Below are 25894 nucleotides of genomic sequence, written 5' to 3'. Positions count from 1 at the left end.
CTCTTCTCCATCCGACCAGGTGCCGCCTGTCGGACATGATTCGCCCGCCTAGTGCGGGCTTTTTTGTGCCTGGCGTTTGGGTGTTTATCATGGGTTGAGAAAAGGTAAGCAATAAAAAAGGCCATACCGCAATACGGAATGGCCTTTGGAATAGCGTGCTGAAACGGATTAGTTGGCAGACTCGCCCAGGCGATCGATGGAGAAACGTTTGCGGCGTTCAGATACTTCGCGACGCACCACCTCAACGGCTTTTGCTTCAGATGCATCGTGCAGCGCATTCAATGAACGGTTGAAGTGCAGGCGCATAGCCTTGCGCGCGGCATTGGGATCGTGATTTTCCAGTGCCTGCAGAATCGCTTTGTGTTCTGCCAAACGTTTTTGTCCGTCTTTTTTACACACAGACTTATGCACGGTTTGGATTTCCGGAGAGTGCCCCTGGATATCCCACAGTTTGTCGATGGTGCTCATTAAGACCCGGTTATTGGTCGCCCGGGAAATCACTTCATGGAATTTGCGGTCGGCGCGCTCAGAGGTGAGGTTGCCTTCCTCGTTCTCGCGCACCATATCGCGATAGGCAAGACGCAGGTCTTCCAGTTGCTCTTCGGTGATCATGGTCGCCGCAAGTGCTGCCAGTTCACCTTCAATAAGAACACGTGCTTCGGTCAATTCAAACGGACTGAAATCCTTGGAGTCAGAAAACGAATTAACCGGTTCGATGACGTAAACCCCGGAACCGGTGCGCACAGCAACACGGCCCATTACTTCCAGCGCAATAATCGCTTCGCGAATACTGGGGCGGCTTACTTCGAACATCTCTGACAGCTCTCGTTCGGATGGCAGGCGCACACCGGGTGGGTACTCGCCACTGTCGAGAAGGGTCAACATTTTTTCTACCACCTGCTGATAAATGCGGCGGGAGTTTCCAGAAAAATCGCTTTTCATAGCACGTAAATTCTATCGTTGTCTTGCTGGCCCAATAGGCCTAAATACGTTTCTGAGTCTATCACAATTGGTCTTACAGGCAATATTTATTGGCCAGATGGCTAGGGTTGATAGCTCCATTTCCGGTGCGTGAGATATAGGGCTTTTCTGTGTATTTCTGCCGTCTTTATTGCACCTGTTGGCAAAGCTCGAGCCAGCGCTCAATACCGGCACTGCGGTACTTTTGCCGGTGCAGCACAAAGTAAAATTCACGGCTGAAATCCCGCTGCGGCACCGGCAATTCCACCAGCGCGCCGCGCCGAAACGCATCGGTCAGGGAAACCCGCGAAAGGCAGCTGATGCCGAGCCCTGCTTCTACCGCGCGCTTGATTGCTTCGGTGTGTTGCAGCTCCAGACGAATGTTGAGTTCGGGCAGTAATCCGGCAAGCGCGCGTTCGAAGGTCTGGCGGGTACCGGAACCGGTTTCCCGCAGAATCCAGGTGGCCTCGCGCAAATCTTCGTCACTTAATTGTGCGTGCTTTGCCAGAGGGTGGTCCGGTGCGCAGAACACCACCTGCTCGTCTTCCCGCCACGGAATCATTTCCAGATCCGGATGATTCAGTTCGCCTTCGATCAAACCCAGATCCAGTTCAAAGTTCACTACGCCTTGGGCAATCGCCGCGGTGTTGGCAACTTCGAGTTCTACCCGGGCCTCGGGTTGCTCTTCCATGTAGCGCGCCATAATGCCTGCAGCCAGGTAGTTGCCGATGGTCAGGGTGGCCCCGATCTTAAGGCGGCCGAGGTCGCTGTGTACCATCAGGGTGGCTTCCAGCTCCCGCGCGCGCTCCAGTAATTCTTCCGCACGCGGCCACAACTGCCGGCCCAGTTCGTTCAAGCGCAAACGCTTGCCAGTGCGTTCGAACAGGCGCAGGTCAAACTGCTGTTCAAATTCCTTCAACGCGGTGGACGCCGCGGACTGCGACATACTCAGGCTCTCCGCCGCGCGGCTGACGTTTTCGTGATGGGCACAGGCCAGAAACACTTCAAGTTGGCGCAGGGAATAGCGCATAAGTGCCAGTCTCCGAGTATCGATAAATTAGATAACGAGTATCAAAATATCCCATTTTGCCAATAGGTTTGCCAGCATTAGAATGCACCGAGAAATTGAGGAATAAGCGGTTCTATTGTTATGTCTAATTTGAATAAAGAAACGGTGCTTGAGGTCCATCACTGGAACGACACGCTGTTTAGCTTCAAAACCAGTCGTGACCCCGGTTTCCGCTTCGAAAACGGGCACTTCACCATGATTGGGCTGGAGCAGCCCAATGGGCGCCCGTTGCTGCGCGCCTACTCCATTGCCAGTGCCAATTATGAGGACGAGCTGGAATTCTTCAGTATTAAGGTGCCGGATGGGCCGCTGACCTCGCAGCTGCAGAAAATTAAGCCCGGTGATGAAATCTTTGTCAGCCGCAAGCCGACCGGCACCCTGGTGGCCGATCACCTGCTGCCGGGCAAGCGCCTGTGGCTGCTGTCCACCGGTACCGGCCTGGCGCCATTTATGAGCATCATCAAGGACCCGGATGTTTATGAGCGCTTTGACCAGGTGATCCTGACCCATGGTGTGCGCTTCAAGTCCGAGCTGGCGTATCAGGATTACATCGAGAAGGAGCTGCCGGAGCACGAGTACTTCGGTGAAATGGTGCAGAACGGCCTGCTGTATTACCCCACAGTGACCCGCGAGCCTTATCGCAACAATGGCCGCCTCACCGACCTGATGTTGTCCGGCAAAATGTTCAGCGACCTCGGCCTGCCCACGCCAAATGTGGAAGAAGACCGCTTTATGCTGTGCGGCTCCCCGGCCATGCTCAAGGACCTGACCAAAATTCTCGACGACTGGGGCTTCAGCGAAACCCGCGCCGGTATCCCGCGCGAATACGTCATCGAGCGCGCATTCGTTGAGAAGTAAGTAGTTGCTGACCGGGCAGGGCAGCGGCGTCGGTACTTAGGAGTGATTGCGTGAGGGATTGCGCAAGGACAGAAAAGGTTTTCTCCACTCCCAAGTGTCGACCCCGGTGCCCTGCCGAAGAATCGGCCGCACCACACCAGTGAAAGGGTTTTACCCTGTTTGATAACCACCTTCGGGTGGTTTTTTTATGCCTAGAAAGCCTGTACCCACCCACTGGACTTGGAATTAATAAAAGATATGGCCAAGGGGGGGGCACGTTGCTGTACCGTACCAGATCGCGGTAAATGGCAGTATTGGATGAGTAATGCATCCAGTTTGTACAAAATGTACAACGAGTAGACTCCAAAACCTGCAAGAAATGATTCGGGACTTTAGTCCATCTTTCTCACTGGTCTGGATCAGGCACACATGAAATTTTGCACTGGGTAAAACGTGTGTGAAACCTAGCCTTAATTTCAGTTTTCTTTACCGGGGGTTTCCAGGTAGCACCGATTGGGAGCCAGCTTTATTAACTTTCGATAGTTTGAATTCTTGTTTCATTAATCCCCTCAAAATTTTTCTCAGTTATTTGCATGTCCACCATGGCGTATAAATCATTATTTGATGTTAATTTTTGAAATGTCATCAATTCTTGGTAAAGTGTGACCCGCATCTCGTATTGGAGAACCTTTCAGCACCGGCGACAGGGGAAAGTGCACGGTATTGATACCGCTGCGCTCGGGTACACCGGATGTAAATTACTGAAAGGTAGCTATCTGGCCGGATAGGAAGGCCAACTCTAGCAATACACCAGTTACTAGTGAATGGAACGGACTGGCACGCACTTTGCGAGTCCAAGATCACTAGTCGTTGCAATAACTAAAATGGAATTTCGGTCATTTCCTTGCGAAGTGGTCTCTCATATAGAAGCAGACAATGGAAAGTCGCGCTCCCTTAGCTCTTGCGGTAGTCATCGTTAACTACCGTACACCTGATCTCGTCGTAGATTGCCTGGAAAGCTTGGTACCACAGCTACCGAGCCGTGCCGGCGTGGTCGTGGTTGATAATGCCTCTGGCGATCACTCTATCGAAACACTCCAGGCCTGGATCGACGGCACTGACGCGGCAACTGCTGAAAAAGTACATTTACTTGCATCTCCAGCCAATGGAGGGTTTTCGGCCGGCAATAATCTCGGGATCAAGCGCCTTCGAGCGAAATTCTATTTGTTGCTAAATAGCGACACGATCGTTCGTCCTGGTGCTATTTCTCTCCTGATGGATCGTATTCAACGAGACACAAAAATCGCAGCAGTTGGCCCCCGACTTGAGTATCTGGACGGGAGGCCGCAGGTCAGCCGCTTCCGACGCCGTGGTGTAACCAGTGAGTTTATACGCGGCGCACAAATTCAACTTATTTCACACATTCTGCGTAGAAAAAATACGCCTATAGAGCTTGACGAACCCGAGCAACAGATTGACTGGGTAAGCTTTGCATGTGTCCTGCTGAGAGCAGAGGTCATCAAAAAAATCGGCTTGATGGATGAGCAATTCTTTATGTATTTCGAAGACATTGAATACTGTCTACGAATACAGAAAGCAGGATATACCATCGAACAGGCGTTGGGAGCCCGCGTTGTGCATCTGCGTGGTGGTACTTCCAGCGTAAAAGAAAGTGCTAAAAACAAAAAACGTATACCTGCCTACTTCTACCGGTCACGGACTCGATATTTTATGTTATTAGGTGGCAAAAAAAGGCTCTTAATTGCGAATTTGGCGTGGTATTTCGGACGTGCCATCCGAATGCTGAAGTGCCTGCGCGGTAAATATCCTGGACCCCGGATACCAGGGGAATGGCATGATATCTGGATTGATTTCCTGGCCCCGCAGACATCCACTACTTTCTCACCAAGAAAAAGCAGTCGAGTGGTAGACCAATGATTCAAGAGAAGCAAACTCTTCCAGATTTCGTAATCATTGGGTCCATGAAGTCGGCAACTACGACGATCTATGAGCAGCTGCGTAAGCTTGATGGGATATACATGCCCGAATTGAAGGAGCCAAATTTCTTTAGCGATGATGCACAGTATGCCCGGGGTGCAGACTGGTACAAAGGGTTGTTCGAGAGCGCCGAAAGGGACGATATTCTTGGTGAGGCAAGCACCCACTATACCAAGCTTCCCACTTACCCAAAGACCGTTGAGAGACTCTATGAGTCACTGCCCAACGCAAAGCTCATCTATGTAATGCGCCACCCGATTGAGCGTCTGATATCGCAATATATCCACGAATGGAGCTGTAACAATATAAAGGTCGATATTAACCAGGCAATTGAGCAACATTCGGAGTTGGTCAACTATAGCTGTTATGCACGCCAGTTGGGCCCATTTATTGAACGATATGGCCGGGACAAGATACTGCCGGTATTTTTCGAGCGGCTAAGAGCATACCCACAGTCTGAACTAGAGAGAATCGCACAGTTTATTGGTTATACCGGTAAGGTGACCTGGCAAGATGACTTGTCTAAAACCAATGTTTCCTCTGAGCGCCTTCGCACCAATCCTGTAACGAGATTCCTGATTGGAAATCCGGTTCTAAAATTTCTACGCAGAGTTCTTGTACCGCGAGCACTCCGTAACGCAGTTAAATCACGTCTGCAGATGAAGAAACGCCCTATTTTATCTGAAGCATCGCTTAGAAAGATTCAACACATATTAAATCGTGATTTGGAAGAACTTGGTTATCTACTGGGTACTGAAATTACAGTAGACAACTATAGAGATTGCGTTGTGGAAGATACTTTGGACTGGAGCACGAAGCAAAACGATACTGCTGTGGGGGGCGAACATGCCTACTCATAACAATGACGCACACAAGCTTGGTGAACCAACTCTGGGATTTGTCGTTATCGGCAGGAATGAGGGAGACCGGCTGCGCCGTTGTATCGACTCAATACTTGAGCAGCGCCAGTCTATCAGCCCAGGAATTGAAGCGCATAAAAACGACGACACTCTGAATCAGGATAGCAACCTTAACTTGCCACCAGTTGTGTATGTTGACTCGGGTTCAACAGACGGCAGTGTCGAGTATGCGAACAGCGTAGGCAGTGACGTTATACAACTCGATATGACCACGCGTTTTACCGCCGCGCGTGCGCGTAATACCGGGTTAGCCTATCTATTGGAAAAATACCAAAATATTGAATACATCCAGTTCATTGACGGCGATTGCGCCATACAACCCGGCTGGTTAGTGAAAGCGATTTCCTTTTTGTCTGTTAATCCACATGTGGCGATCACATGTGGGAGAAGAAGGGAAGTCTATCCACAGAGAACTATTTATAACGCTTTGTGCGATATGGAATGGGATACCCCAATAGGCGATACAAAATCCTGTGGCGGTGACTTTCTCGCGAGAAAGGAAGCGATAATCGCGGTGGGTGGCTTCAACCCTGAAATGATCGCGGGTGAAGAGCCCGAAATGTGCTTTAGGCTGAGAAAAAAGAATTGGAAAATCTGGCGAATCGCGGAGGAAATGACTTCGCATGACGCAGCAATGACAAGCTTCCGACAATTCTGGTTACGAAATAAGCGCGCAGGATTTGCTTATGCTGCGCGCAGTGCGTTACACGCCACCAAGCAAAATCCATATTGTGTTAGAGAAGTCGCAAGTATTTGTTTCTGGGCGTGTGTGTTCCCAATTCTAATTATAAGTATATATCCGTTCTCTGCCCCAATCGCGCTCTTCCTAATTCTTGTCTACCCGGCAATGGCGTTCCGTATATTTATACGAAAACTACAGCGTAGAAACTCATTTCGGCGTTCTCTGGTCTACGGTGTGCTAACACAAATTGGAAAGATCCCGCAGTTCTTTGGGGTGACGAAATTCGCCATGGGCCAGTTCTCCGGGCGAAAAACTGCGATTATCGAATATAAATAGAGATTAATAATGCCTCATATTCATTCAGTCGATATTGGACTTTGCCGCATTGATACCGCGAGTATGGACAGTGCCATTGAATATATTCGTCAAATGCAGAGAAACAAGCATGCGGGATACATTGTGACCCCGAATGTTGATCACCTGGCCAGGCTCGCCAGAAAAGATGACACGGGAAGCCTTCAGCATATCTATCGCAATGCGAGTTTGTCACTTTGTGACAGTCGCATTCTAGAAGCTCTGCTCAATCGCCATGGTACCAAGATACCGCAGGTCGTGACTGGCAGTGACCTAACGCGGCGTCTATTTGAAAGCGAACTAAACAGTAAGGACCGCATATATATTCTTGGCGGTGAGGATGATGTCATCAACATCGTTCGGGATAGATTTCCCTATCTGGGGATAACTCACCATAACCCGACGATGGGATTTATAAACAAGAGCGATGAAGTAAAAAAAGTTATCGATAATATTCTAGGTGCACAGCCAGATTTCGTGTTCCTTGCGGTTGGCTCCCCCCAGCAGGAGAAGCTCGCTCTGATGCTAAAACAGCAGGCTCGATTCCACGGTATTGCACTATGTATTGGGGCGTCGATACTTTTCCTTGCCGATAAGGAAAAAAGGGCACCGAAGTGGATGCAGCACTCACGCCTCGAATGGCTTTATCGCTTGTTGCAAAATCCTACAAGGCTCACGAAACGTTATATCCAAAATGCCCTCGTTCTACCACGAATTAATCGCATGCTGGCCCAGAGTGTTGCGGAACCGGCAGCAAACTGAATGTAATTTATGCAAGGGAATGTACAAGTGCAAAATAGGGATTACGTCATAATCTCGCCGTGTCGCGATGAAGCGGAATATATGCAGCGGACACTGGATAGTGTTGTAGCGCAGACAGCACCACCGAAGCTCTGGGTCATTGTCGATGACGGGTCCACCGATGGCTCGAGTGAAATTCTCGCTGAGTATGCGAATAAGTACCCATTCATTCGTATTTTAACCCGCGAGAACCGTGGGTATCGCAACGTCGGTCCAGGGGTTGTCGATACTTTCTATGCTGGCCTAAAAACCATTGATCGAGCTAAGTACAGCTATCTCTGTAAATTGGATCTGGATCTCGAACTACCCGCGCGATATTTCGAGCGCTTGATGGAAAAAATGGAGGCGGACCCGCGAATTGGTACTTGCAGTGGCAAACCCTATAACGAGCGAGACGGCAAACTGGTCAGTGAGCGCCGCGGTGACGAGATGTCAGCAGGGATGACGAAGTTCTATCGTATTCAATGCTTTGAACAGATTGGTGGGTTTGTGCGCGAAGTCATGTGGGACGCAATTGATTGCCACAAATGTAGAGAGATGGGGTGGCGTGCGTTGAGCTGGGATGAACCAGAGCTCAATTTCACACATCTTCGCGTGATGGGTTCCAGCCAACACGGAGTCCTGACAGGCCGTACCCGTCACGGATTTGGCCAGTATTTTATGGGGACGGGCTGGTTATACATGCTCGCAACCTGTGTGTTTAGGGCTATCGAATACCCATACGTCATCGGCGGCATTGCGATGTACTACGGCTATCTAAAAGCGTTATTTAGAAAAGATAAGCAGCTTGATGATCCAGAATTGATCAAAGAAATCCGCTGGTATCAATCTCGTTCACTACTTGTCGGAAGACATAGGGCGGTGGAGCGCCTGGAAGCTACCAATGCGTGGCGCTGGAATCCCGATGCAAATGCCACGGGAAATGCATTGTTACAAGCGCGGATGAATTCCGAAAACACAAATACTAACGATGTAGCCACGTCCGCTACCGACAAATCCCTGCTGCGAGGGGCATGACAAGGAACCTCATGGCACAGATAGAAAATAGTGGGCGCATTGCCTACATCGCTCCTGAAATACCTGGTAAGTCCAGTACTTTCGTCTACAACGAGATTATTGAGCTGGAAAAGCTGGGGAAAACCGTTCTCCCATTTTCACTACATTCGGTAGAGACTGGTGGTGCAGATGAACAGGTTGTACGAATAGCAAAAAATTGCCGCTACCTGTATGAGGAGAAACTGCACCATGTATTAGTTGAGAACGTAAAGTTCCTGGCGAAGTACCCGCTAACCTACCTTAAGAGCGCGGTACGTTGTCTAGGGGATAGCCTGCTCTGCATTAAAGACCCAAAGCGTGCTTTAGGCCAGATCTACCGATTCCTGGTGGCTGGTTATCTCTCCAACAGGTTGCTCATGGAGAATATCGATCATATTCATTGTCATTTTTCGCATATCGCGACCGACATTGGAATGTATACCAGTATGCTGCTGGATACACCCTTTAGCTTTACCGCCCACGCGAATGACATTTTCCAACGTGCATACCTCATGCGGCAGAAGGGGAAGCGTGCGAAATTCGTTGCAACAATTTCTACCTTCAACATACAAGTACTCAAGTCCCAAGGCATTCCTGAGGACAAAATGGTGCTGGTTCGATGCGGCGTAGACTCCGATCAATTTTCTCCACGGGATCAATCTAATCAGGAACGTGGAGCGGTTGTCCTCGGTTTTTTAGGTCGGCTTGTCGAAAAAAAAGGTGTGGATATATTGATCAATGCGATGGCAAAACTATCGCCACACCAATCCAATATTAAGCTTGAGATCATGGGTGATGGACCACTGGAGCAAAGTCTTAAAGCTCTCGTTCAAAGTCATGGATTGACAGAGAGTGTCTCATTCGGCGGTGCCCTACCGCACGATCTTGTTTCAAATTGGTATGAAAAGATTGATTACTTCGTGTTTCCCGGGAAAGTGGACTCCAACGGCGATATGGATGGCATTCCGGTCGTGTTAATGGAGGCGATGATGCGTGGAGTCCCGGTAATTGCAACTTCGGTATCGGGAATCCCTGAGCTGGTAGTTGATGGTATTACCGGAACCTTGTCTGAACCTGATGCAGGTGCCTTGGCAGTCTCAATCCAAAATATCGTAAATGAGACGCCAGAAAGCAGCGTAACGAAAATCAATAATGCGATATCAAAGGTAGAGTCAGAATTTAATCTCACGAAAAACACGCGAATCTTACGCGACAATTTCGATATCAATCTCCAGCTTGAGCCATGCCAAATACAATAGCATTATTGGCTGTTTTAGTATGGCCATTTCTATCCTTACTTCTATACAGAAAATATAGTGCGTTGACGGCTACGTTCTGGACGATTTTTGGGGCATATATGTTTCTGCCTCAGAAGGTCGCATTTGTACTTCCTATCTTGCCCAATATAGACAAGCAAAATGTTGCAGCGTACAGCGCACTCATCGGCTGCTTTCTCATTAAAAAAGTACAGTTTCGCTTTCCGCCGACATTCGGTAGCAAGTTATTACTTGTTACCGGCCTGCTAATTTCAAGTCTCACAGTACTTACAAATCTTGATCCCGTGTTTACTGGAGTACGGGTGAAACCCGCATTGTCCCCTAAAGACCTAATCTCAATGACATTTCAGGTGGGTTTTGCACTTGTTCCATTTGTCCTCGCGTCAAGTCTTGTCAGGGACATAAAAGATGGCATTAAGGTCCTAAGGCTGGTCGCAATTGCTGGCGCTCTCTACTCGCCGTTGATGATTATCGAAGTGCTACTGAGCCCACAGCTGCACACATGGATCTATGGGTTTTTCCCCCATGCGTTTAATCAGCAGATCCGGTTTGGGGGTTATCGACCGGTCGTATTTATGGGGCACGGGCTATTGGTTGCTAATTTTTCGGTTGTTGTCTTGCTTGCAATGACCGGACTATGGAAAGCAAAACAAAAATTCTTCATCCTGCCAAACATTGTCTTCGTACTGTATGGATTATTTATCCTATTGATATGTAAGTCTGTTGGGGCGTGGCTCCTGGGAACGCTTGGATTCCTTATGCTTGCGTTCCTACCGTCAAGACTATCGACGATGGGCGCATATATTCTTGCTTCCGCCGTATTTTTCTATCCAATTTTGGCCATGTTTAATTACATCCCTCACGACAAACTATTGGAGCTCGCCGCTGTTTTTGGACCTGATAAGGTTGGCTCATTAGGGTTTCGGTTTGAACATGAAGAAATCATGCTTGCACATGGCCAAGAGAAAATGCTGTTTGGTTGGGGAGGGTGGGACCGTAACCGTATTGATGGCGTGGTTACAGACGGGTACTGGATTATCAAGTTCACCCAGTTCGGCCTGCTTGGCTACCTGGTGTTCCTTGGGCTACCGATGTTAGCAGTAAAAAATGGCAAGGCGTTTTTGAGTAAGATTCGTGATCCGCAACATGCTCAGGTATGTGCAACTTTTTGCGTGATCATAGCAATGCTGATGGTCGATCAGATTCCAAATGCGTCACAACACAACTGGGTGTTCTTCATGTATGGCGCTGCCATCGGTATGTGTGCGAATCATAAGTTTCGAAAATTGCGTCGACGTGAATCTGCGGCTCGGGAACCCACAATTGGAAAGGTGGCTGTGCAAGTTCCAGTGCAATAAAGTCTTCAGAGAAATTGTTAAAAGATCTTGGATATGTTTAGAAGTCTTATAAATGCAATAGGTACACACTTAGTGCCTTTTACCAATCCGCGTGTAGTGTGCCCACCTGGGATAATCCCCAGGAGCAGCGGTAAACCAATTATAGTAGCGTCCGTTATGCGCTCTGGAACACACTTGGCGATAGACTTGCTGTTGAATAACTTTCCGGAGCTGGCTAAAAAGCCCTTATATGTCGATGCTGACCAGCTATTTAGAAGTCAGGTAAATCGGGAAAAATATGCAAATAATGGCTTGAAGATCGGTGAGTGCGTAGTCAAAACCCATTTTCCCCAGGCTGCGCCTGAAAATATGCGCGCAACAATCGAGAAGCTTGTAAAGGAATCACATGTCATCCTATTGCGTAGGCCGCTAGACCAAACGCTTCGATCAACTCAGTCGTGGGGGCTGGTAAATGATGTTGATCTATATAAAGAAAAAGTAGAAGAATTTTTTGAATACTGGAGTCGCGTATCGAGTGATGTTTTGGAAGTACACTTTGATGAACTGACGGATCATGAAAAATTCCCCGCGATTGTCAAGAGCATATCCAGGTTGACCGGGCTTAAAGCTACGTCCAAAACACGTTATCCCGTTAATCCGAAAAAAATCGTAACTATGATGATAACGAAGTTGACAACGCGGCTATTCGGCAAACGAGCGCCGGTAATAAATACTGGAATACGTAGCGGAATGACTCAGCACTAGGCCAGCTAAATATGAAAATTAAAGCACTGTTGGTAATTGAGAGTTGTAATCCGGAGCTGAGCTCCGTTCCCCTAGTTGGTTACAATTTTTATAAGGTGGCAAGTCAATTCGCGGATGTTCATTTGGTAACTCACTGTCGTAACAAGGAAGCACTTGAACGTGCAGGACATACGAGTGACATTACCTATTATAAGCAATCACGCACAGAGGTGTTCTACTACAAATTAATTGCCTTTCTTACGACTTTCCGCGGACGGACCGTTTGGCCACTACGCCATCTGTTGCAGTTCCCGATCTATTTCTTCTTTGACCGTTTCGTTGATAAAGCATTTTCAAAGAGTGTCGCCAATGGTGATTATGAGATCGTTCATGCGTTGACGCCAATTATGCCGCGATATCCTTACTCTATTTCGGCGGCGTGCCGTAAATCTAAGCGACAAGCGAAGTTTATTCTCGGTCCCGTAAATGGCGGGGTACCCTATCCAGAAGCCTTTCGCAGCATTGGAAGACAGGAGTTTAGTTACTTCAATTGGATCCGCAGTGTTGGTACATGGCTGGTGCCCGGTTACCGGTCGACATACAAGAATGCTGACGTAATTTTGACTGGCTCGTCATACACAGACTCCTGGTTAAAAAATGTTTTTCCATCACATTCTGCCAAAATGCATTTGATGTATGAAAATGCCGCTAACGAAATGTTCTATACATCCACTGCGCAAAATGGGGAAGGGGCGGAGAGAGGTGGCTTCTCTAATGATACGTCCAATAATCCGAGCTCGACATTCAAGCTCCTGTTTTTGGGTCGACTGGAACCATATAAGGGTTGTGACATGGTGTTGGAAGCGCTGTCAGAAATTTCCGACACGGATAAGAAAAATCTACAGCTCACTATCGTTGGGGATGGCTCCCAGAAAAAACAATTAATGGATTATGTGGCGGATAATAAGTTAACGGCTCTGGTAAATTTTAAGGGATGGATCCCGCATTCAGATGTACCCGCCGAGTGCAAAGATGCAGACCTTTTTTGTTTTCCGTCGGTGCGTGAATTTGGCGGAGCAGTTGTGATGGAATCTATGGCGGCAGGGACACCGTGTATCGTCGTAAACAATGGCGGAATCGGTGAATACGTGACGGAAAATAGTGGTTTTAAGATAGAGCCAATATCCCGAGAGCACGTTGTTCAGCAGCTGGCTGAGAAAATCAGGTTGTTGAAGAGGAACCCCAAGAGACTTTGCGAAATGGCATTGGTGGCAAGGAAGCAAGCCGAGCTATATTCATGGAAAAATAAAGGCTCGGCGCTTGAAAAAATATATAGGCAAGCAATAACGTCGGTTGAGATCGATCCTATCGAGCAGGTTACGCAGGGATGATATGTTGTGCTAGCCGGTGTGCAACACGACGGTGGCAAAATTTTTCTTCCGCGGTGGCACGGGCATTTTCCGAGATTAGTTTTATTTGCGCGCTATTTTCCAGAAGGAATAGAATAGCCCGTTTAATATCTTCAACATCTTTTTGCCGAACAAGCATGCCGTCATGCCCGTCCGTAATCATGTCTCTTGTTCCACCTATAATTGAGCACACGGTAGCGACACCGCATGCCATTGCCTCCATAATTGCTACAGGTGCAGCTTCACCGAAGCCAAAACTTGTTAATACAAAAATATCTGTTGCCTTCAAAATCTTGTTAACTTCCTGCTCTTTTTTGAAGCCCAGGAATACAACCTTGTCCGTGAGTCCGAGTTCATCTACTTCCTGTTCGAGCTTCTCTCGCATTTCGCCGTCACCGACGATCTGGTAAATGAAGTTAAGGCTTTCTGGAAGTTGTGCTAATGCTTGAAGTGTATAAGTGTGTCCTTTTACATGCGCCAACCGACTTACGGAGGTCAAGACGATTGGCTTCGTGCCAAATTCCGCGTAAGTGCGGGGCAAAAATTTGCTCAGATTTACGCCCATTGGTACAACGTGCACTTGATCTTCAGGGTAGTTCGGGAGTGCGTCCAGAATTTCACTACGCAGTGGTTCTGTTACGGTAATGATCGCAGAAGTGCCTGACAACTTTTCTAGATGGTTTTGTCCATACTGATTGAGATTGCCATGAATACAGACACTGTATGTGAATTTACCGGATAGGGCACCGATCGCAACTATATGTGATGCATCTGCAGATGAATGGACATGAATATGCCCTATCCCTTTTGCTTCGCAATACAGCTGAAGATTTGCTGCAAGCGGAATAAACAATAGGGTGCGCAACTTCTCCGAAAAATTGGCTCGTAGCCGAAAGCAATATAATACTGAACGCAGCAACCAAGGAAAATTTAGAAGCATGTGCGCAATAAGCCCAATGATTGGGAGCTTCGTAAGATAGTAGGTGTCACTAACTTGTGAAAAGAATTCGTGAAAATTCTTTGCGCGAGGTTTGCGCGTGGATATGATTTCGACATGGATGCCCGCTTCGCGGAGCGCCTGAATTTCACGCCAAAAGAAAATATGTGTTTGCCCGGGAAATTCTGGGATAAGAACTGCCATTCGACTGCAGTCACGCATCTTAACATCCTTGTTTGATAATCAATTTCTGCCTGCTATCGCATTGCGTAGAAAACACGCGATAGCACTAAAACCACGATACTCCTGAGATGCGTCCTTCTCGGGAGTGGAATGAAGGTAATTTCCTATTAAGTCGGTCCTTATGGGCCAGTGAAAACTAAATGTCTCGTGTAGCCCGTATCGATATATACGTTGGATGGGATAATACCATAATGCCGACTAGATCATTGGTTCGGTCGGCAGTTGATAGCGTAAGTGCGCATCATTATTGGGCATTCGCGCGGAGTGCATGTAGCTAGTTTTTGCTATGGCGCTGTCGGATGGGTTACACCGTTGTCGGCCCGCCCAAACCAAGCATCGAACTGTAACGAGCTTGTGAGCATAGGCGTCTAATCCACGATGGATACCACACTGGTAGGTGACATCGAGACAAATGTTTGAGTTATTTTGACGGTTTGCGCGTTATGCAAGCTAGTAGTTTGTTCTTATAGAATGGAAAATGGTGTGACCGATTAGTAAATCGTTTCACAAAATGTGTAAATCGAAGCAAATATTCTCGTCCTAATCTGGCAAAGAAAAGCGGCTAACCCATACTTTTTCTGCTTTTTGTACTGCGAGAGACGAGGTAACGAATGTCCAGGTATTCAATGTACGTTTTGATAATGCTCATTTGTACAGGGTGCGGAGGCTGGAATCCACCGGACCCCGGTGATGGGGACACCAACAGTCCACCCGAGATTCGCCTGATTGGTGCCAACAATGTCCAACTGCACCACGGTGAAGCGTACGAAGATACGGGTGCCACAGCGAACGATAATGAAGATGGGGATTTGACCGATCAAATAGTCGTTTCCGGCTTACCAATTACTTCCAATGTACCGGGGAATTACGTCATTGGATATCAGGTTACGGACTCCGATGGCGCATCCGCATCAATCGAGCGACTGGTAAATGTCGCTGAAAACAACGCGCCTACGATCAATTTGCACGGAGCTGCCTCTCTAGAGGTGGAGCAGAATACAGAATTTTCGGATCCGGGTGCGACAGCGAACGATACAGAGGACGGAAATCTTGATGCGCAAATTGATGTCGCCGGAGAGGTCGATACCACAGCGCCAGGCACCTACGAACTGATTTACAGTGTCACAGATTCCGCCAGCGCAACGGCAGAAACGACGCGAGTGGTAACCGTTACGCAAGTCGGTTCCCCTTTCTCACATATACCAATCACCAATGAAAAGGCGGGCTTTACCACTATTTTGCCCGCGTCTGATTCGCGTCTGATCTATGTAAGCAGCAGCACCGGGGACAATGCAAACGACGGACTGACTCCTGAAACAGCAGTTAATAGTATTACTCGCGGGAAGGATTTACTGAGAGATGGAAGCCCCGACTGGCTGTTGCTCAAGATTGGTGATGAATGGCAAGAGGGGCTGGGGAAGTGGCTAAAAAGTGGACGCTCCGCATCCGAACCAATGGTTGTGACTGCCTACGGTGAAGGCACAAAAAGACCGCTGTTGATGAGCGGTACCAAAGATGGCTTGCGCGCATCCGGTGGAGGCGGCTCACCGCAGATCATTGATAATCTTGTCTTTAGTGGGCTGCATTTATATGCACAAACACGCGATCCAGATGCGTCGACATTTGTTGAGGTGACGAACAACCGGGGGATTAATTGGTTTCGCGGAGCCACGTACCTTCTGTTCGAGGATAACTATATCGAACACTACAAAGAAGGTATCCAAATGCATGATCTGGATAATTTAAACATCAGTGGTGTCGTAATTCGGCGAAATATTATTGTCGATTCGTATGCTGTTGGTGCGCATTCTCAGGGTATGTATTTGGCCCAGACGGAGGGTGTACTGATTGAGGAAAACATTTTTGATCACAATGGATGGCACCCAGAGCTCGCAGGAGCTGAGGCTACCAAGTTTAACCACTCTGTCTATATCCAGAAGGGTAACGTAGGTGTCGAAATAAAAAACAACATCATTTCAAGAAGCTCTAGTCATGGAATGCAGTTACGCCCCGGTGGCGAAATCCTAGGTAACTTCCTGATTCGTAACCCTATATCAATCCTCTTGGGCCTCAACGATGATGGTGTCGATGACGGTATCGTGCGCAATAATGTCATATTAAATGGCAACGATATTAATAGTGATAATGCCAAAAGAGGATGGGGAATCGATTTTAATCCAGAGAATAATGCTATTGTAGAAAATAATATCGTTGCCCATGTTATGAGTGATTCTGGTAATCGCTTCGCAATAAAGCAGTCGCCGAATGCAACCTACATCGATAATATTGTGTATAAGTGGGAAGAGGGTACGGATGATCCTATGAATTATCAGGATCCAGACCGCACCATCGAGGAATATGATGCGCTGATGGGCGGGACTGGCACCTATGAATCATTCATAAGCAGCCTGCGCACACAATCACGCTTGACTTGGAACCCTGCGTATTCAGTCGAGAACCTAAAGCAATTCTTTCGAGATGGCTTTGAAGAAAAAACGAAATAGATTTCTAGAAAATATATGGCCACCATCCGAGTGGCCTTATATTGTCAATATAGAAGCTGGCTATTGCGCTGGTGCAGAAAAGGCATTCTTGAAGTAGTCGCGAATTTCCTCTACATCATAATTAGAATTTGGCTTCCTCATCGAATGCGTTCGAACTTGCTCGATAAACGAATCAATGGAACCGCGCCCGCCGGCCATTGTATCAAAATCTTCGATTGTCAGGTTCGGGTTACGGAAATTACTGGCCGGTTGCGATTGTTCTCCCCAGTTGAATACCGCATTTTCGGTGACATCTGTGAGCCACGTTGTGTTGAATGCACGGGGGTTCTCCGCAATGCTATCTTCGTGGGCGATGATATTACCGGTGACTTCCGCAGAAACTATGCCCGAAGCAGCGTCTATCCCCCAACCTCTTACTGCGTCAGCAGCGATATCATTCCCATGTAAAACTACATTGTCCTTGATGACGCCTGGATCACCTGTCGCACTATCACCACCTAACATTAGTCCGATAGGGTTCTGTACAGCGACGTTTCCTTCAATTAATCCGCCAGAGCGTAGCTGTAGACCATGACTCGAGCTACGCGTGATGATGTTATCGACGACTTCGATATCTCGATTGCTGGTTTGAACGTAGATGCTGTGGTTAAAAATCGTTTTAACTGCACCCGAGACATCTTCATTCCAGCCAATGTGATCGAACACGTTGCGCTCAATGCGCACGTGATCGGTATTCGCCAGGTAAATGCCTTGGGAGTGACCATCTGTGTGATAGGAATCTAAAAAGATGTTGTTTTTGATTAAGACATTTCGAATATCGAATCCATCGGTTTCTTGGAGAACAATTCCTTCTTTGTAAAGTTGAAAAACATTGTCCTCCACCAATAAGCCGTTGGTACCACGAAGCCAGCTTATGCCGCGATCATTAGATACGCCTGTAAACGCGTCGTTATCGTTTATATCCCGTGAGGCTGCATAAAAGTGCAGACCGTGAATCACAAGATAATCTACATACTCAGGACTTCCACCACCGCCTTGATAGCGAAGCCCAGTTCTATCATGGGTACGAAGTAATGGACGACTGTCACCCGTGCCATAACTGGTAATAACCATTGGTTCTTCGGGGCTACGACCGGATTTTCCCCAGCCGCCGATACCCGTCTCCCAAGTATCTCCGCTTTTTAAAGCAAGCCAATCCGGAAAACCATCTCTCAGCAAGCTGACACCATGTTGAATACTTTGCACGGGGGTTTCTGAAGACAGGCCATCGTTCGCGTCGTCTCCCGACTTACTCACATAGACAATACGCGTATCATCTGAAGGCAGAATCTGCGTGTAATGCTCGACGGATTGCATGATCGGCAGAAAATCCACGATCAACACGTTAGCGATATCCGTTGCACTTTCCCCATCCTCAGTACTTACTACAAGTTGCACTTGATAGCTTCCGATTGAGGGGGACTCTAATGTCGGGCTCACTGTATTCGAATCGGCAAGTGTTGCGCTCGAGGTTGCCGGTGCAGCGACGATAGACCAGCTGTAACTCAATATCCCACCAGTCGGTGCCGCGCTGGCGCCACCATCGAGGCGAATTTCCCCGCCCTCTGGGCCAAAATAGCCGGTACCTGCATCCGCAATGAGGGTATCAGCATCCAAAACTGCAACAGTGACGATATCGGAATCGGAGGCAGAACCGTCATTTACCGTCAGACGAATGTCATAGCTACCAGCAACGTCCGAAGTGAAGTTGGTTACTTCACCATTTGGTGAAGAAAGATTCGGATTTGAGCCGTCTTCGGTAGCAACAATTTCCCAAGTAAAACTTAATGTGTCGCCGTCGGGATCGGAACTCTGTGCCCCATCAAGGGATACTGCTTGCCCAAGGTTGGTGCTGCGATTAGCGCCCGCCTCTGCAACAGGCGGACGATTGATGGGCGAATCGCCACCGTTGGAATCGCTGCCACCACCACCGCAGCCAATTAATAGTGCGCAAGTTAAATTAATTGCGAAAAAATGTTTCATGAAAGGGCATCCCTATTAGTGGTTTTCGAACAAACACCAAAATCCCTGTTGTATATATAAATCACGAGAGGCAAACATCGCGTAACGGAGACTGTTGAGACAAACCAGCGAAAGGATGGGAACAGCTCACAATGGACTTGCGGTCGGTATTTAACTTGGTGTCCTTAACAAACGCATAGTACTACCGGATTAGATCATAAGACTGTGAACAGTGTGTGATATTTACTAAGAAAATATACTGGCCCTCTAAATCGATTGAATTGCACATGCCTACTGCGAGCGATAAGATTACACGTCAGTCACAAGGCGAATTCACGGATGAAAATTACCTTCGCATTTCCGAGACCCTCCATGACGGGTGGGTGTCGTGTTGTTGCTATCTACGCGCAGGCTCTTTCCGATGCCGGCCATCAAGTTACGATCGTATGTCCCAGATATATGTATGGTGGACTGGCGAACCGAACAAAACGTTTTTTAACCGGGCGCTTAAATAGAAATACGGTCCTCGCGAATTCCCACTTTTCCGGGTTGAAGGACGTTCGGGTAGAAACTGTTTCACCAAAGAAGCTGTCAGATCCCAGAAAATATCCCAACGCCGATATCTTAATTGCGACCTGGTGGAAGACCGTCGAGTGGATTGCCGACCTTCCAGAAAAAAAAGGGATCCAGTGTTATTTCGTCCAACATTATGAGGCGCATGATGAACAGCCCCTAGAGCGTGTTTGGAACACGTATAAGACCAAACTTCCAAAGATAGTCATCGCAGAATGGCTCGCGGCGGTGATGGCAAATAAATTTGGCGATAAAGATACGCATCTTGTGCCGAATGCGGTAGAGCACAAGGATTTCTTTCGTCCCGCAGGTGCCGCAACTTCCGAAAATACGTTTTGCAGTATGTATTCGGAATCTGCATTTAAGGGTGTTGATGTCACTCTAGCCGCATTTGAGAAAGTCCGGGCGCGTGCACCTGAAATTAAACTCAAGTTGTTTGGTGCTAAGGCGCTCTCTGAAGAAATTACTCTCCCGGATGGCGTGGAATTCATCGTTTTGCCAAGTCGTGATCAGCTGAGAGAAATATACGCAAGCTGCCGCGCCTATATTTTTAGCAGCCGAAGTGAAGGTTTTGGTCTGCCTGTTCTTGAGGCGCTCGCATGCGGCTGCCCGGTGATAGCTACTCGCAGCGGTTGTGCGCCTGAATATATTAAGCCTGACTACAATGGCTACTTGAATGATATTGATGATATTGCGGGCCAGGCCAATGCTATTGAACGTATTCTTCAGTTGAATTCATCAGAATGGCAGGCGATGTCAACCGCTGCGGTTGCATCGGTGCGAGACTGTAGTTGGACAAATTCGGCACGCACGTTTGAAAACGTACTTGATCGCATCGTCGCAGAGTCGACGGTTTGCGCATGAATCAGGGGTAATCAGGTGAGTGTTGTAAGCCCGGTTGCAGAGCAACAAGATAAAGGTCTCGGCCGTTCTACGGTTCGGAAGGCAAGTTATTGGGTGTTTGGGGGTTATGCCACTGGCCAGGTGTTGCGCTTCTCCAGCAATCTCATAATGACTCGCCTTCTGGCACCGGAAATGTTCGGAATCATGGCTTTGGCGAATGTGGTCATCGCTGGCATCCAGATGCTCACTGACGTTGGCATCCAAAAGAGTATTATTCAGAGTAAATCTGGCACGCGTGCAGATTTTCTGAATACTGCCTGGATTTTACAGATCTTCCGCGGAGTATCACTTGCCGCAATTGTCTGCGGTATCGCAATTGTTCTATGGCTAACGAGCTCGAAATTACCTGCGGACAGTGTTTATGCGAATCCAGATCTGCCACTTGTGCTGAGTATTCTCGCCGCGAGCCTTGTAATAGGCGGCTTTCGGTCAACAAAATCGGCAGTTTCCAACCGAAATCTTCAGCTGACAAGAATAACGTCCATTGACTTGTTTGCCCAAATATCCGCGATAGCTGTAATGATCATCTGGGCTACTTTATCGCCCTCTATCTGGGCGCTAGTCGCGGGTACGATTGTCTCGAGCGTTGTAAGAATATCGGCCGAATATATTTTTCTTCCGGGTGCCAATAATCGGTGGCAGTGGAATTGGGATTACGCCAGCGAAATATTCCACTTCGGAAAATGGATCTTTGCGAGCTCACTTCTCACATATTGGGTGTTGAATGGTGATCGCATGATCCTCGGATTCGAAATCTCTGCGAGAGAGATGGGCGTATATGCCATTGCAATATTCGTCGTAAGTTCAGTGCGTGGCGCGTTGAATAGCATTATGCAAAAAGTGATGTTTCCAGCGCTTAGTACGTCCGTACGAAATAACGAAGACTACAAGAAAACCTACTATCGATTTCGGTCGCCACTAGATTTCTTCATTTGTGGTATATGCGGATTTCTTATTGTAAGTGGCGAACAGATAATCAATATATTATACGACTCCCGTTATAGAGAAGCCGGTCCCTTTCTCGCGGTACTCGCAATTGGGTTGCTCGCGGATCGATATCGCGGCTTGGGCCTATTTTATCAGGCCGACGGTAGGCCTAAGATGATGCTGCCGGTGGCAATTTCCAGAGCGGTACTGATATCCATAGGATTGCCATTCGTTTTATACGAATACGGGTTTTCAGCCGCTGTTATGTTTCTAGGGACATATCCGCTGCTGGTAGTTCCGCTGCAATTATATCTAAAGTACAAAGCAGGCCTGATGAGCGTATCTCGCGAACTTTTGTACACTACATTTATCATTCCCGGCGCAGTCGCGGGATATGTATTTTTAATGATAACGACAAGTCTAGTCTAGTAGGGTAGGATCGAAAAATTGGAAAACGCAGTGTGTTCAAGCAGTAATCAAGCCCCAATTTTTATCGTCGGGCCCCCACGTTCAGGAACCTCGCTACTTTCCGCAATCATTGGTAGTCATAGTGCTATAGCGTGTGGCCCTGAAACCGATCTATTTCGGGCTTTGCCAATTCGGCGCCTGCAACGCATCGAAAATATGACTGCACGGGTCGAACAAGCTGTTCAGTATCTTGACGAGATCCGCTATCCAGACGGAAAAAGCATCGCCGCTCATTTTGCGCTAACTAACGAACAGGTGCGCTCAGTCATAAAGGGCGATAAAGACTTTGTAAAATCTGTGTATTCGGCAGTTCCCGAAGCTTTCGCTAGAGCACAAGGTAAAAGGCGTTGGGCTGAAAAGACGCCCAGACATTTATTTTACTTAGATACTATTCGTAAGCTATATCCCAGCGCGATGATTATTCGCATTGTGCGTGATCCCCGCGATTCGATCCCTTCGGTCATCAAAAATATCGGCTTATCAACTTCTTATGTAGGCGAATTTTATCGCTGGTTGAATGTTTACACCAAAAGCTCAGAATTCTTCAGTAGTGATAAAGATAGCATAACGGTTCGCTATGAAGATTTAGTCACAGACACGGAATGCCAGGTCAAGCGCATCTGCGATTTTATCGAAGAAGAATATGAGCCAAAGATGCTAGAGCGAAAAAGCGCTGGACTCGTTCGTGTATCTTCGGAAACTTGGAAGAGTGATATCGACAAGAAAATCACGGCAGACAATATCTATGCCTGGAAAAGGAAAATGGATCCAGATATTGCTACCGCTGCATCGTTGATATGTAGCGAGGCACTAGTTGACCTAAACTATCCAGATGCGAAAGCACCAGAAAAAGAGCTCGTTGTGTTTCCGTTGGGAGAAAACTTTGGCGCAGCAAACGAGCAGCATATTATTGCCTGCGCTAAAAAAGGCCTAAAGTACCGCCCTTATCGCGCTGCTTACCCTGATTCAATCAGTCAAGTTTTCAGGAATTATCCAGACACGTTGCTCGGAGATATTCCATTAGGTAAGAAAACATCGACTCGTATAGTGCGCAGCGCGCTGGCATTGGTAAATATTGTATATAGACGTATTACTGGAAACCCAGTTGTCGTTGATCCCGCAGTGCAGCTTGGCATCGGATCTATAAACAAGCTTCTTGGTAAGGTCGCACTGTTTTTTGGGCGAAGTCGAAGTCTGAGGTGATGAGCAGTCTGGACCCGACTCGGCCTAAATTGGATTTGAGTTAAGCGAAGCAATTTTATCTTTGCAAAGCCTTTTTGGATCCGGGCCTAGGTCGCGCACGGTTAACTGTGTGCGGCTCTCAATCCCATTTGCGTTGAGGTGGTACTCAGTGTCAAAAAACAAATCAACGGGTAGCAGATAATCTTTTGCTGAACCCGCGAACGGAATATCGTTACTGTTAAAAAATGATACTATCCCGCGAAAGAATTGTTGGAAGTTATCAGATTTGTATGCTTCGTGATAAAGCAGGTTCGGTGGTGCGCCGATGACGCAAATATTTTTAGATTGTGCCCATTCAAAATAGCCTGTAAGAATTTCTCGTGAGTACGCCGTTAACTCACCATTCCCTATATCTTTCGGCGGGAGGTTTGCCAGCTTGTCAGTATGTATTCCCGCTTGCTCAATAGATTCTGCGCGCTGATTGCCCGATTTATCGATATTCATTACGTGGTAGATTTTGGCAGAACTGCCTTGATAGCGATTGCTTCCGCCTTTGATCCCTTCCCAAATCCGTGAAAATGAAATATTTAAATAGCCATGAAGCTTTTCATATGGCGGTAGGGACTGAAAATACTCTGGATCAGTGGCGAGCAAGAAATCCATTAACTGTGATGATGGTTTTGGCGTTTGTTGGTAGAGCGCATATTCCAGTGGCAGGTAAACAATATCACCTTCGTTAAGTACCCTCTTGCTCCGCTCTAGTAAATAACGTAATCCCAATCCGGCATGAACGCCATAGTTAGTAGTTGGCAGAGAGTAAGTATCTTTAATTGTGTTCGCATTAATGCCAAAGACACTGTTAGAACCAGAAACGATGAGAAGCTTCGGTTCACCGCTTGCCCGCGCGTGGGCATCTTTTAATTGGTAAAGATCTGATGCCCACTTAGAACTCGAGGTTGGCACGCCTTCCTGTACCATTACCAATAACGCAACAATTCCAGCGGAGGCAAGAACACCAATAAAAAATGTAATGAGGTATCGCATTGTCTTAAAAGTTAAAGTACAAGAATTCTGTGCTTGGTGAAAACGCTAAGACTTTGAGGCACAAGCCGAGCGCGATACCAGCGATAAACATACATCCACCAGTAACCCAACCACTAATCTGTGCCTGCTTATTCGCTGGGATACTGGAGTCTCCATTGGAAAAACAGAATTCCCTGATCTGGTAAGAATTAGGAGCAAGCATCGCTATCGTCATCGATAGAAATATCAGAATAAAACCCTTGATGTGCGGAAAAGCACCAAGTGCTGCCGCTGTATGTGACTCGGCATAGCCACTGAATACCATGGGCGCTAGGTTAACCAGTTCATTCGGGAGCGTAAGTCCATTAATTCCCGACATTCCTGAAAGGATCGCGATCGCACCGGAAAAGGTTTCTGCACGAAAGAATGCCCAGGCAGCACATACCGCTAGGAACGTGAGAACCAGGCCGGGCAGAGACTGAAGTGCGCTAAGGAAGTAACTCGTCTGCCCTTGTCGTTCATCAGTGCGGTTTTTGCCCGCACGCGAAACACTCATTGCCATACCGTTAGATGCTATGCCTGATGCAAACTTTCTGCTTTGTAATTGCATGGTAAGGAATGACTTGAGCTTTAGCCACTGATGGTTAATTACCAAATAGCTTCCGTGCAGTCCGCCCCAAATAATGAAGTTCCATCCGGCCCCATGCCATAGTCCACCCAGCAGCATAGTGAGCAGTAGATTTAGGTTTCGGGATCCTGAACGATTGCCACCTAGCGGAATATATAGATAATCCCGTAAAAAGTGCGAAAGAGTGATATGCCAGCGTCGCCAGAATTCTATAATGCTGGTTGCTTTATAGGGCGAGTTAAAGTTCTTAGGCAGTTTTATTCCAAGTGCCATCGCAACGCCCAGAGCCATATCTGCGTAGCCACTGAAATCAAAGTACAGCTGGAATGTGTACGCAAGGAGCCCACCCCACGCCTCAAGAAAAGCTATATCGGCGCCTTGATCAGCCGCGACAAACACTGGGCTGGCGTAGGGTGCAAGTTGGTCTGCAATCAGTACTTTCTTCACTAAGCCGATAGTAAATAGTAGGAATCCAGCACTGACTTTGGTGGTGCAAATTGAGCGAGTATTCAACGAGGTAAACTGTCCAGATACTTCGCTATGCTTTACGATTGGTCCAGCGATTAACTGCGGGAAAAACGATACGAAAAGCAAGTAACGGGAAAGGTCGTGCTCAGATTTACCAGTTTTGTAGGTGTCAACTAAGTAGGCAATTTGCTGGAATGTGAAGAATGATATAGCGAGAGGTAGTAACAGAGCCGGTATGCTTGTTGCGGATCCAGTCAGTTGTGCGACCACATCAGAAAAGAAGCCAAGATATTTATAAATGCCAATTGCTACGAGATTCGCGGAAACGCCAGCGATCAATACAAATTGTCGATATGCAGATGCTTCGATAATTCGGCCGAGAAGATAGTTGACTGCAATCGATCCGAGCAGCAACGGCAAATATGTAGGACTCCACCAGCCGTAAAAAAACAGTGACGCGATCGACAGCCACAGTAGAGAAAAGCCGAAAAGATGAAATTGCCGGAGCAGATAAAATCCGCCAAAAACAATCGGCAAGAATACTAAAATAAATTCTATCGAGTTAAAAAGCACGTTTATTGCGCCGGTATCAATTAATGTAACAGTGTGCTGGT

20 protein-coding genes are annotated in these 25894 nt (G+C 47.5%); 14 read left to right on the top strand and 6 right to left on the bottom strand.

Annotation, left to right across the window (positions count from 1 at the left end; genetic code table 11):
* Nucleotides 1-168: 168 nt before the first annotated feature.
* Together KUV22_RS09990 and KUV22_RS09985 are read right to left on the bottom strand one after the other, a co-directional pair.
* Nucleotides 169-942: a FadR/GntR family transcriptional regulator gene (locus KUV22_RS09990; protein ID WP_077399241.1), complete on the bottom strand. Its 774-nt coding sequence runs from the start codon at nt 940-942 to the stop codon at nt 169-171.
* 166 nt (nt 943-1108) lie between these two features.
* Entirely contained in the window at nt 1109-1990 is an 882-nt protein-coding gene (locus tag KUV22_RS09985) for a LysR family transcriptional regulator (RefSeq protein ID WP_222230731.1), read from the bottom strand.
* 120 nt (nt 1991-2110) lie between these two features.
* Here KUV22_RS09985 and KUV22_RS09980 point away from each other — a divergent pair, with 120 nt between their 5' ends.
* From KUV22_RS09980 to KUV22_RS09935, 10 genes are all read left to right on the top strand, one after another.
* Nucleotides 2111-2887, top strand: a complete 777-nt coding sequence (locus tag KUV22_RS09980; protein WP_222230729.1) for a ferredoxin--NADP reductase — start codon at nt 2111-2113, stop codon at nt 2885-2887.
* Nucleotides 2888-3802: 915 nt separating this feature from the next.
* Nucleotides 3803-4804, top strand: a complete 1002-nt coding sequence (locus KUV22_RS09975) for a glycosyltransferase family 2 protein (RefSeq protein ID WP_222230727.1) — start codon at nt 3803-3805, stop codon at nt 4802-4804.
* Entirely contained in the window at nt 4801-5724 is a 924-nt protein-coding gene (locus KUV22_RS09970; protein WP_222230724.1) for a sulfotransferase family protein, read from the top strand. The genes KUV22_RS09975 and KUV22_RS09970 overlap by 4 nt, the downstream gene beginning before the upstream one ends.
* Nucleotides 5711-6802, top strand: coding sequence for a glycosyltransferase (locus tag KUV22_RS09965; RefSeq protein ID WP_222230721.1), 1092 nt, complete (start codon nt 5711-5713; stop codon nt 6800-6802). The genes KUV22_RS09970 and KUV22_RS09965 overlap by 14 nt, the downstream gene beginning before the upstream one ends.
* A 9-nt stretch (nt 6803-6811) precedes the next feature.
* Nucleotides 6812-7582, top strand: coding sequence for a WecB/TagA/CpsF family glycosyltransferase (locus KUV22_RS09960; RefSeq protein WP_222230719.1), 771 nt, complete (start codon nt 6812-6814; stop codon nt 7580-7582).
* Nucleotides 7583-7591: 9 nt separating this feature from the next.
* A complete protein-coding gene (locus tag KUV22_RS09955; protein ID WP_222230716.1) occupies nt 7592-8638 on the top strand; it encodes a glycosyltransferase family 2 protein in 1047 nt (348 codons plus the stop codon).
* An 11-nt stretch (nt 8639-8649) separates the two neighbouring features.
* A complete protein-coding gene (locus KUV22_RS09950) occupies nt 8650-9915 on the top strand; it encodes a glycosyltransferase (protein WP_222230713.1) in 1266 nt (421 codons plus the stop codon).
* A 98-nt stretch (nt 9916-10013) separates the two neighbouring features.
* The gene (locus tag KUV22_RS09945) at nt 10014-11291 is read left to right on the top strand and encodes a hypothetical protein (RefSeq protein ID WP_222230710.1); all 1278 of its coding nucleotides are present in this window, start codon (nt 10014-10016) and stop codon (nt 11289-11291) included.
* Between the two features lie 186 nt (nt 11292-11477).
* Nucleotides 11478-12035, top strand: a complete 558-nt coding sequence (locus tag KUV22_RS09940) for a hypothetical protein (RefSeq protein ID WP_222230708.1) — start codon at nt 11478-11480, stop codon at nt 12033-12035.
* A gap of 11 nt (nt 12036-12046) precedes the next feature.
* Nucleotides 12047-13405 carry a glycosyltransferase family 4 protein gene (locus tag KUV22_RS09935; protein ID WP_222230705.1) on the top strand — a complete coding sequence of 453 codons (1359 nt, stop codon included), beginning with the start codon at nt 12047-12049 and terminating at the stop codon, nt 13403-13405.
* Here KUV22_RS09935 and KUV22_RS09930 read toward each other — a convergent pair.
* Nucleotides 13392-14582, bottom strand: a complete 1191-nt coding sequence (locus KUV22_RS09930; RefSeq protein ID WP_222230702.1) for a glycosyltransferase family 4 protein — start codon at nt 14580-14582, stop codon at nt 13392-13394. The genes KUV22_RS09935 and KUV22_RS09930 overlap by 14 nt on opposite strands.
* Nucleotides 14583-15214: 632 nt before the next feature.
* Between KUV22_RS09930 and KUV22_RS09925 the strand changes: the two genes are divergently transcribed.
* Nucleotides 15215-17107, top strand: coding sequence for an immunoglobulin-like domain-containing protein (locus KUV22_RS09925; protein WP_222230699.1), 1893 nt, complete (start codon nt 15215-15217; stop codon nt 17105-17107).
* A gap of 60 nt (nt 17108-17167) precedes the next feature.
* Here the strand turns inward: KUV22_RS09925 and KUV22_RS09920 are convergent, their stop codons facing one another.
* The gene (locus KUV22_RS09920) at nt 17168-19129 is read right to left on the bottom strand and encodes a PKD domain-containing protein (RefSeq protein ID WP_222230696.1); all 1962 of its coding nucleotides are present in this window, start codon (nt 19127-19129) and stop codon (nt 17168-17170) included.
* A 318-nt stretch (nt 19130-19447) separates the two neighbouring features.
* Here KUV22_RS09920 and KUV22_RS09915 point away from each other — a divergent pair, with 318 nt between their 5' ends.
* From KUV22_RS09915 to KUV22_RS09905, 3 genes are read left to right on the top strand one after another with little or no spacing between them, the layout of a single operon-like run.
* Nucleotides 19448-20545 (top strand): glycosyltransferase family 4 protein, encoded by a 1098-nt coding sequence (locus tag KUV22_RS09915; RefSeq protein ID WP_222230694.1) that lies wholly within the window; start codon nt 19448-19450, stop codon nt 20543-20545.
* A gap of 15 nt (nt 20546-20560) precedes the next feature.
* Nucleotides 20561-21940, top strand: coding sequence for an oligosaccharide flippase family protein (locus tag KUV22_RS09910; RefSeq protein WP_222230692.1), 1380 nt, complete (start codon nt 20561-20563; stop codon nt 21938-21940).
* An 18-nt stretch (nt 21941-21958) separates the two neighbouring features.
* Nucleotides 21959-23182: a sulfotransferase family protein gene (locus KUV22_RS09905; RefSeq protein ID WP_222230691.1), complete on the top strand. Its 1224-nt coding sequence runs from the start codon at nt 21959-21961 to the stop codon at nt 23180-23182.
* A 24-nt stretch (nt 23183-23206) separates the two neighbouring features.
* On the opposite strand, the gene KUV22_RS09900 is transcribed toward KUV22_RS09905, so the two are convergent.
* Nucleotides 23207-24205 carry a hypothetical protein gene (locus KUV22_RS09900; RefSeq protein WP_222230689.1) on the bottom strand — a complete coding sequence of 333 codons (999 nt, stop codon included), beginning with the start codon at nt 24203-24205 and terminating at the stop codon, nt 23207-23209.
* A 4-nt stretch (nt 24206-24209) separates the two neighbouring features.
* Nucleotides 24210-25853 (bottom strand): MBOAT family O-acyltransferase, encoded by a 1644-nt coding sequence (locus KUV22_RS09895; protein ID WP_222230687.1) that lies wholly within the window; start codon nt 25851-25853, stop codon nt 24210-24212.
* Nucleotides 25854-25894: the final 41 nt, after the last annotated feature.

The organism is Microbulbifer agarilyticus (assembly GCF_019800665.1).
GTDB lineage: Bacteria > Pseudomonadota > Gammaproteobacteria > Pseudomonadales > Cellvibrionaceae > Microbulbifer > Microbulbifer agarilyticus_C.
Note: the sequence above shows the minus strand (reverse complement) of the source record. Positions and strands in the feature narration are given on the sequence as shown.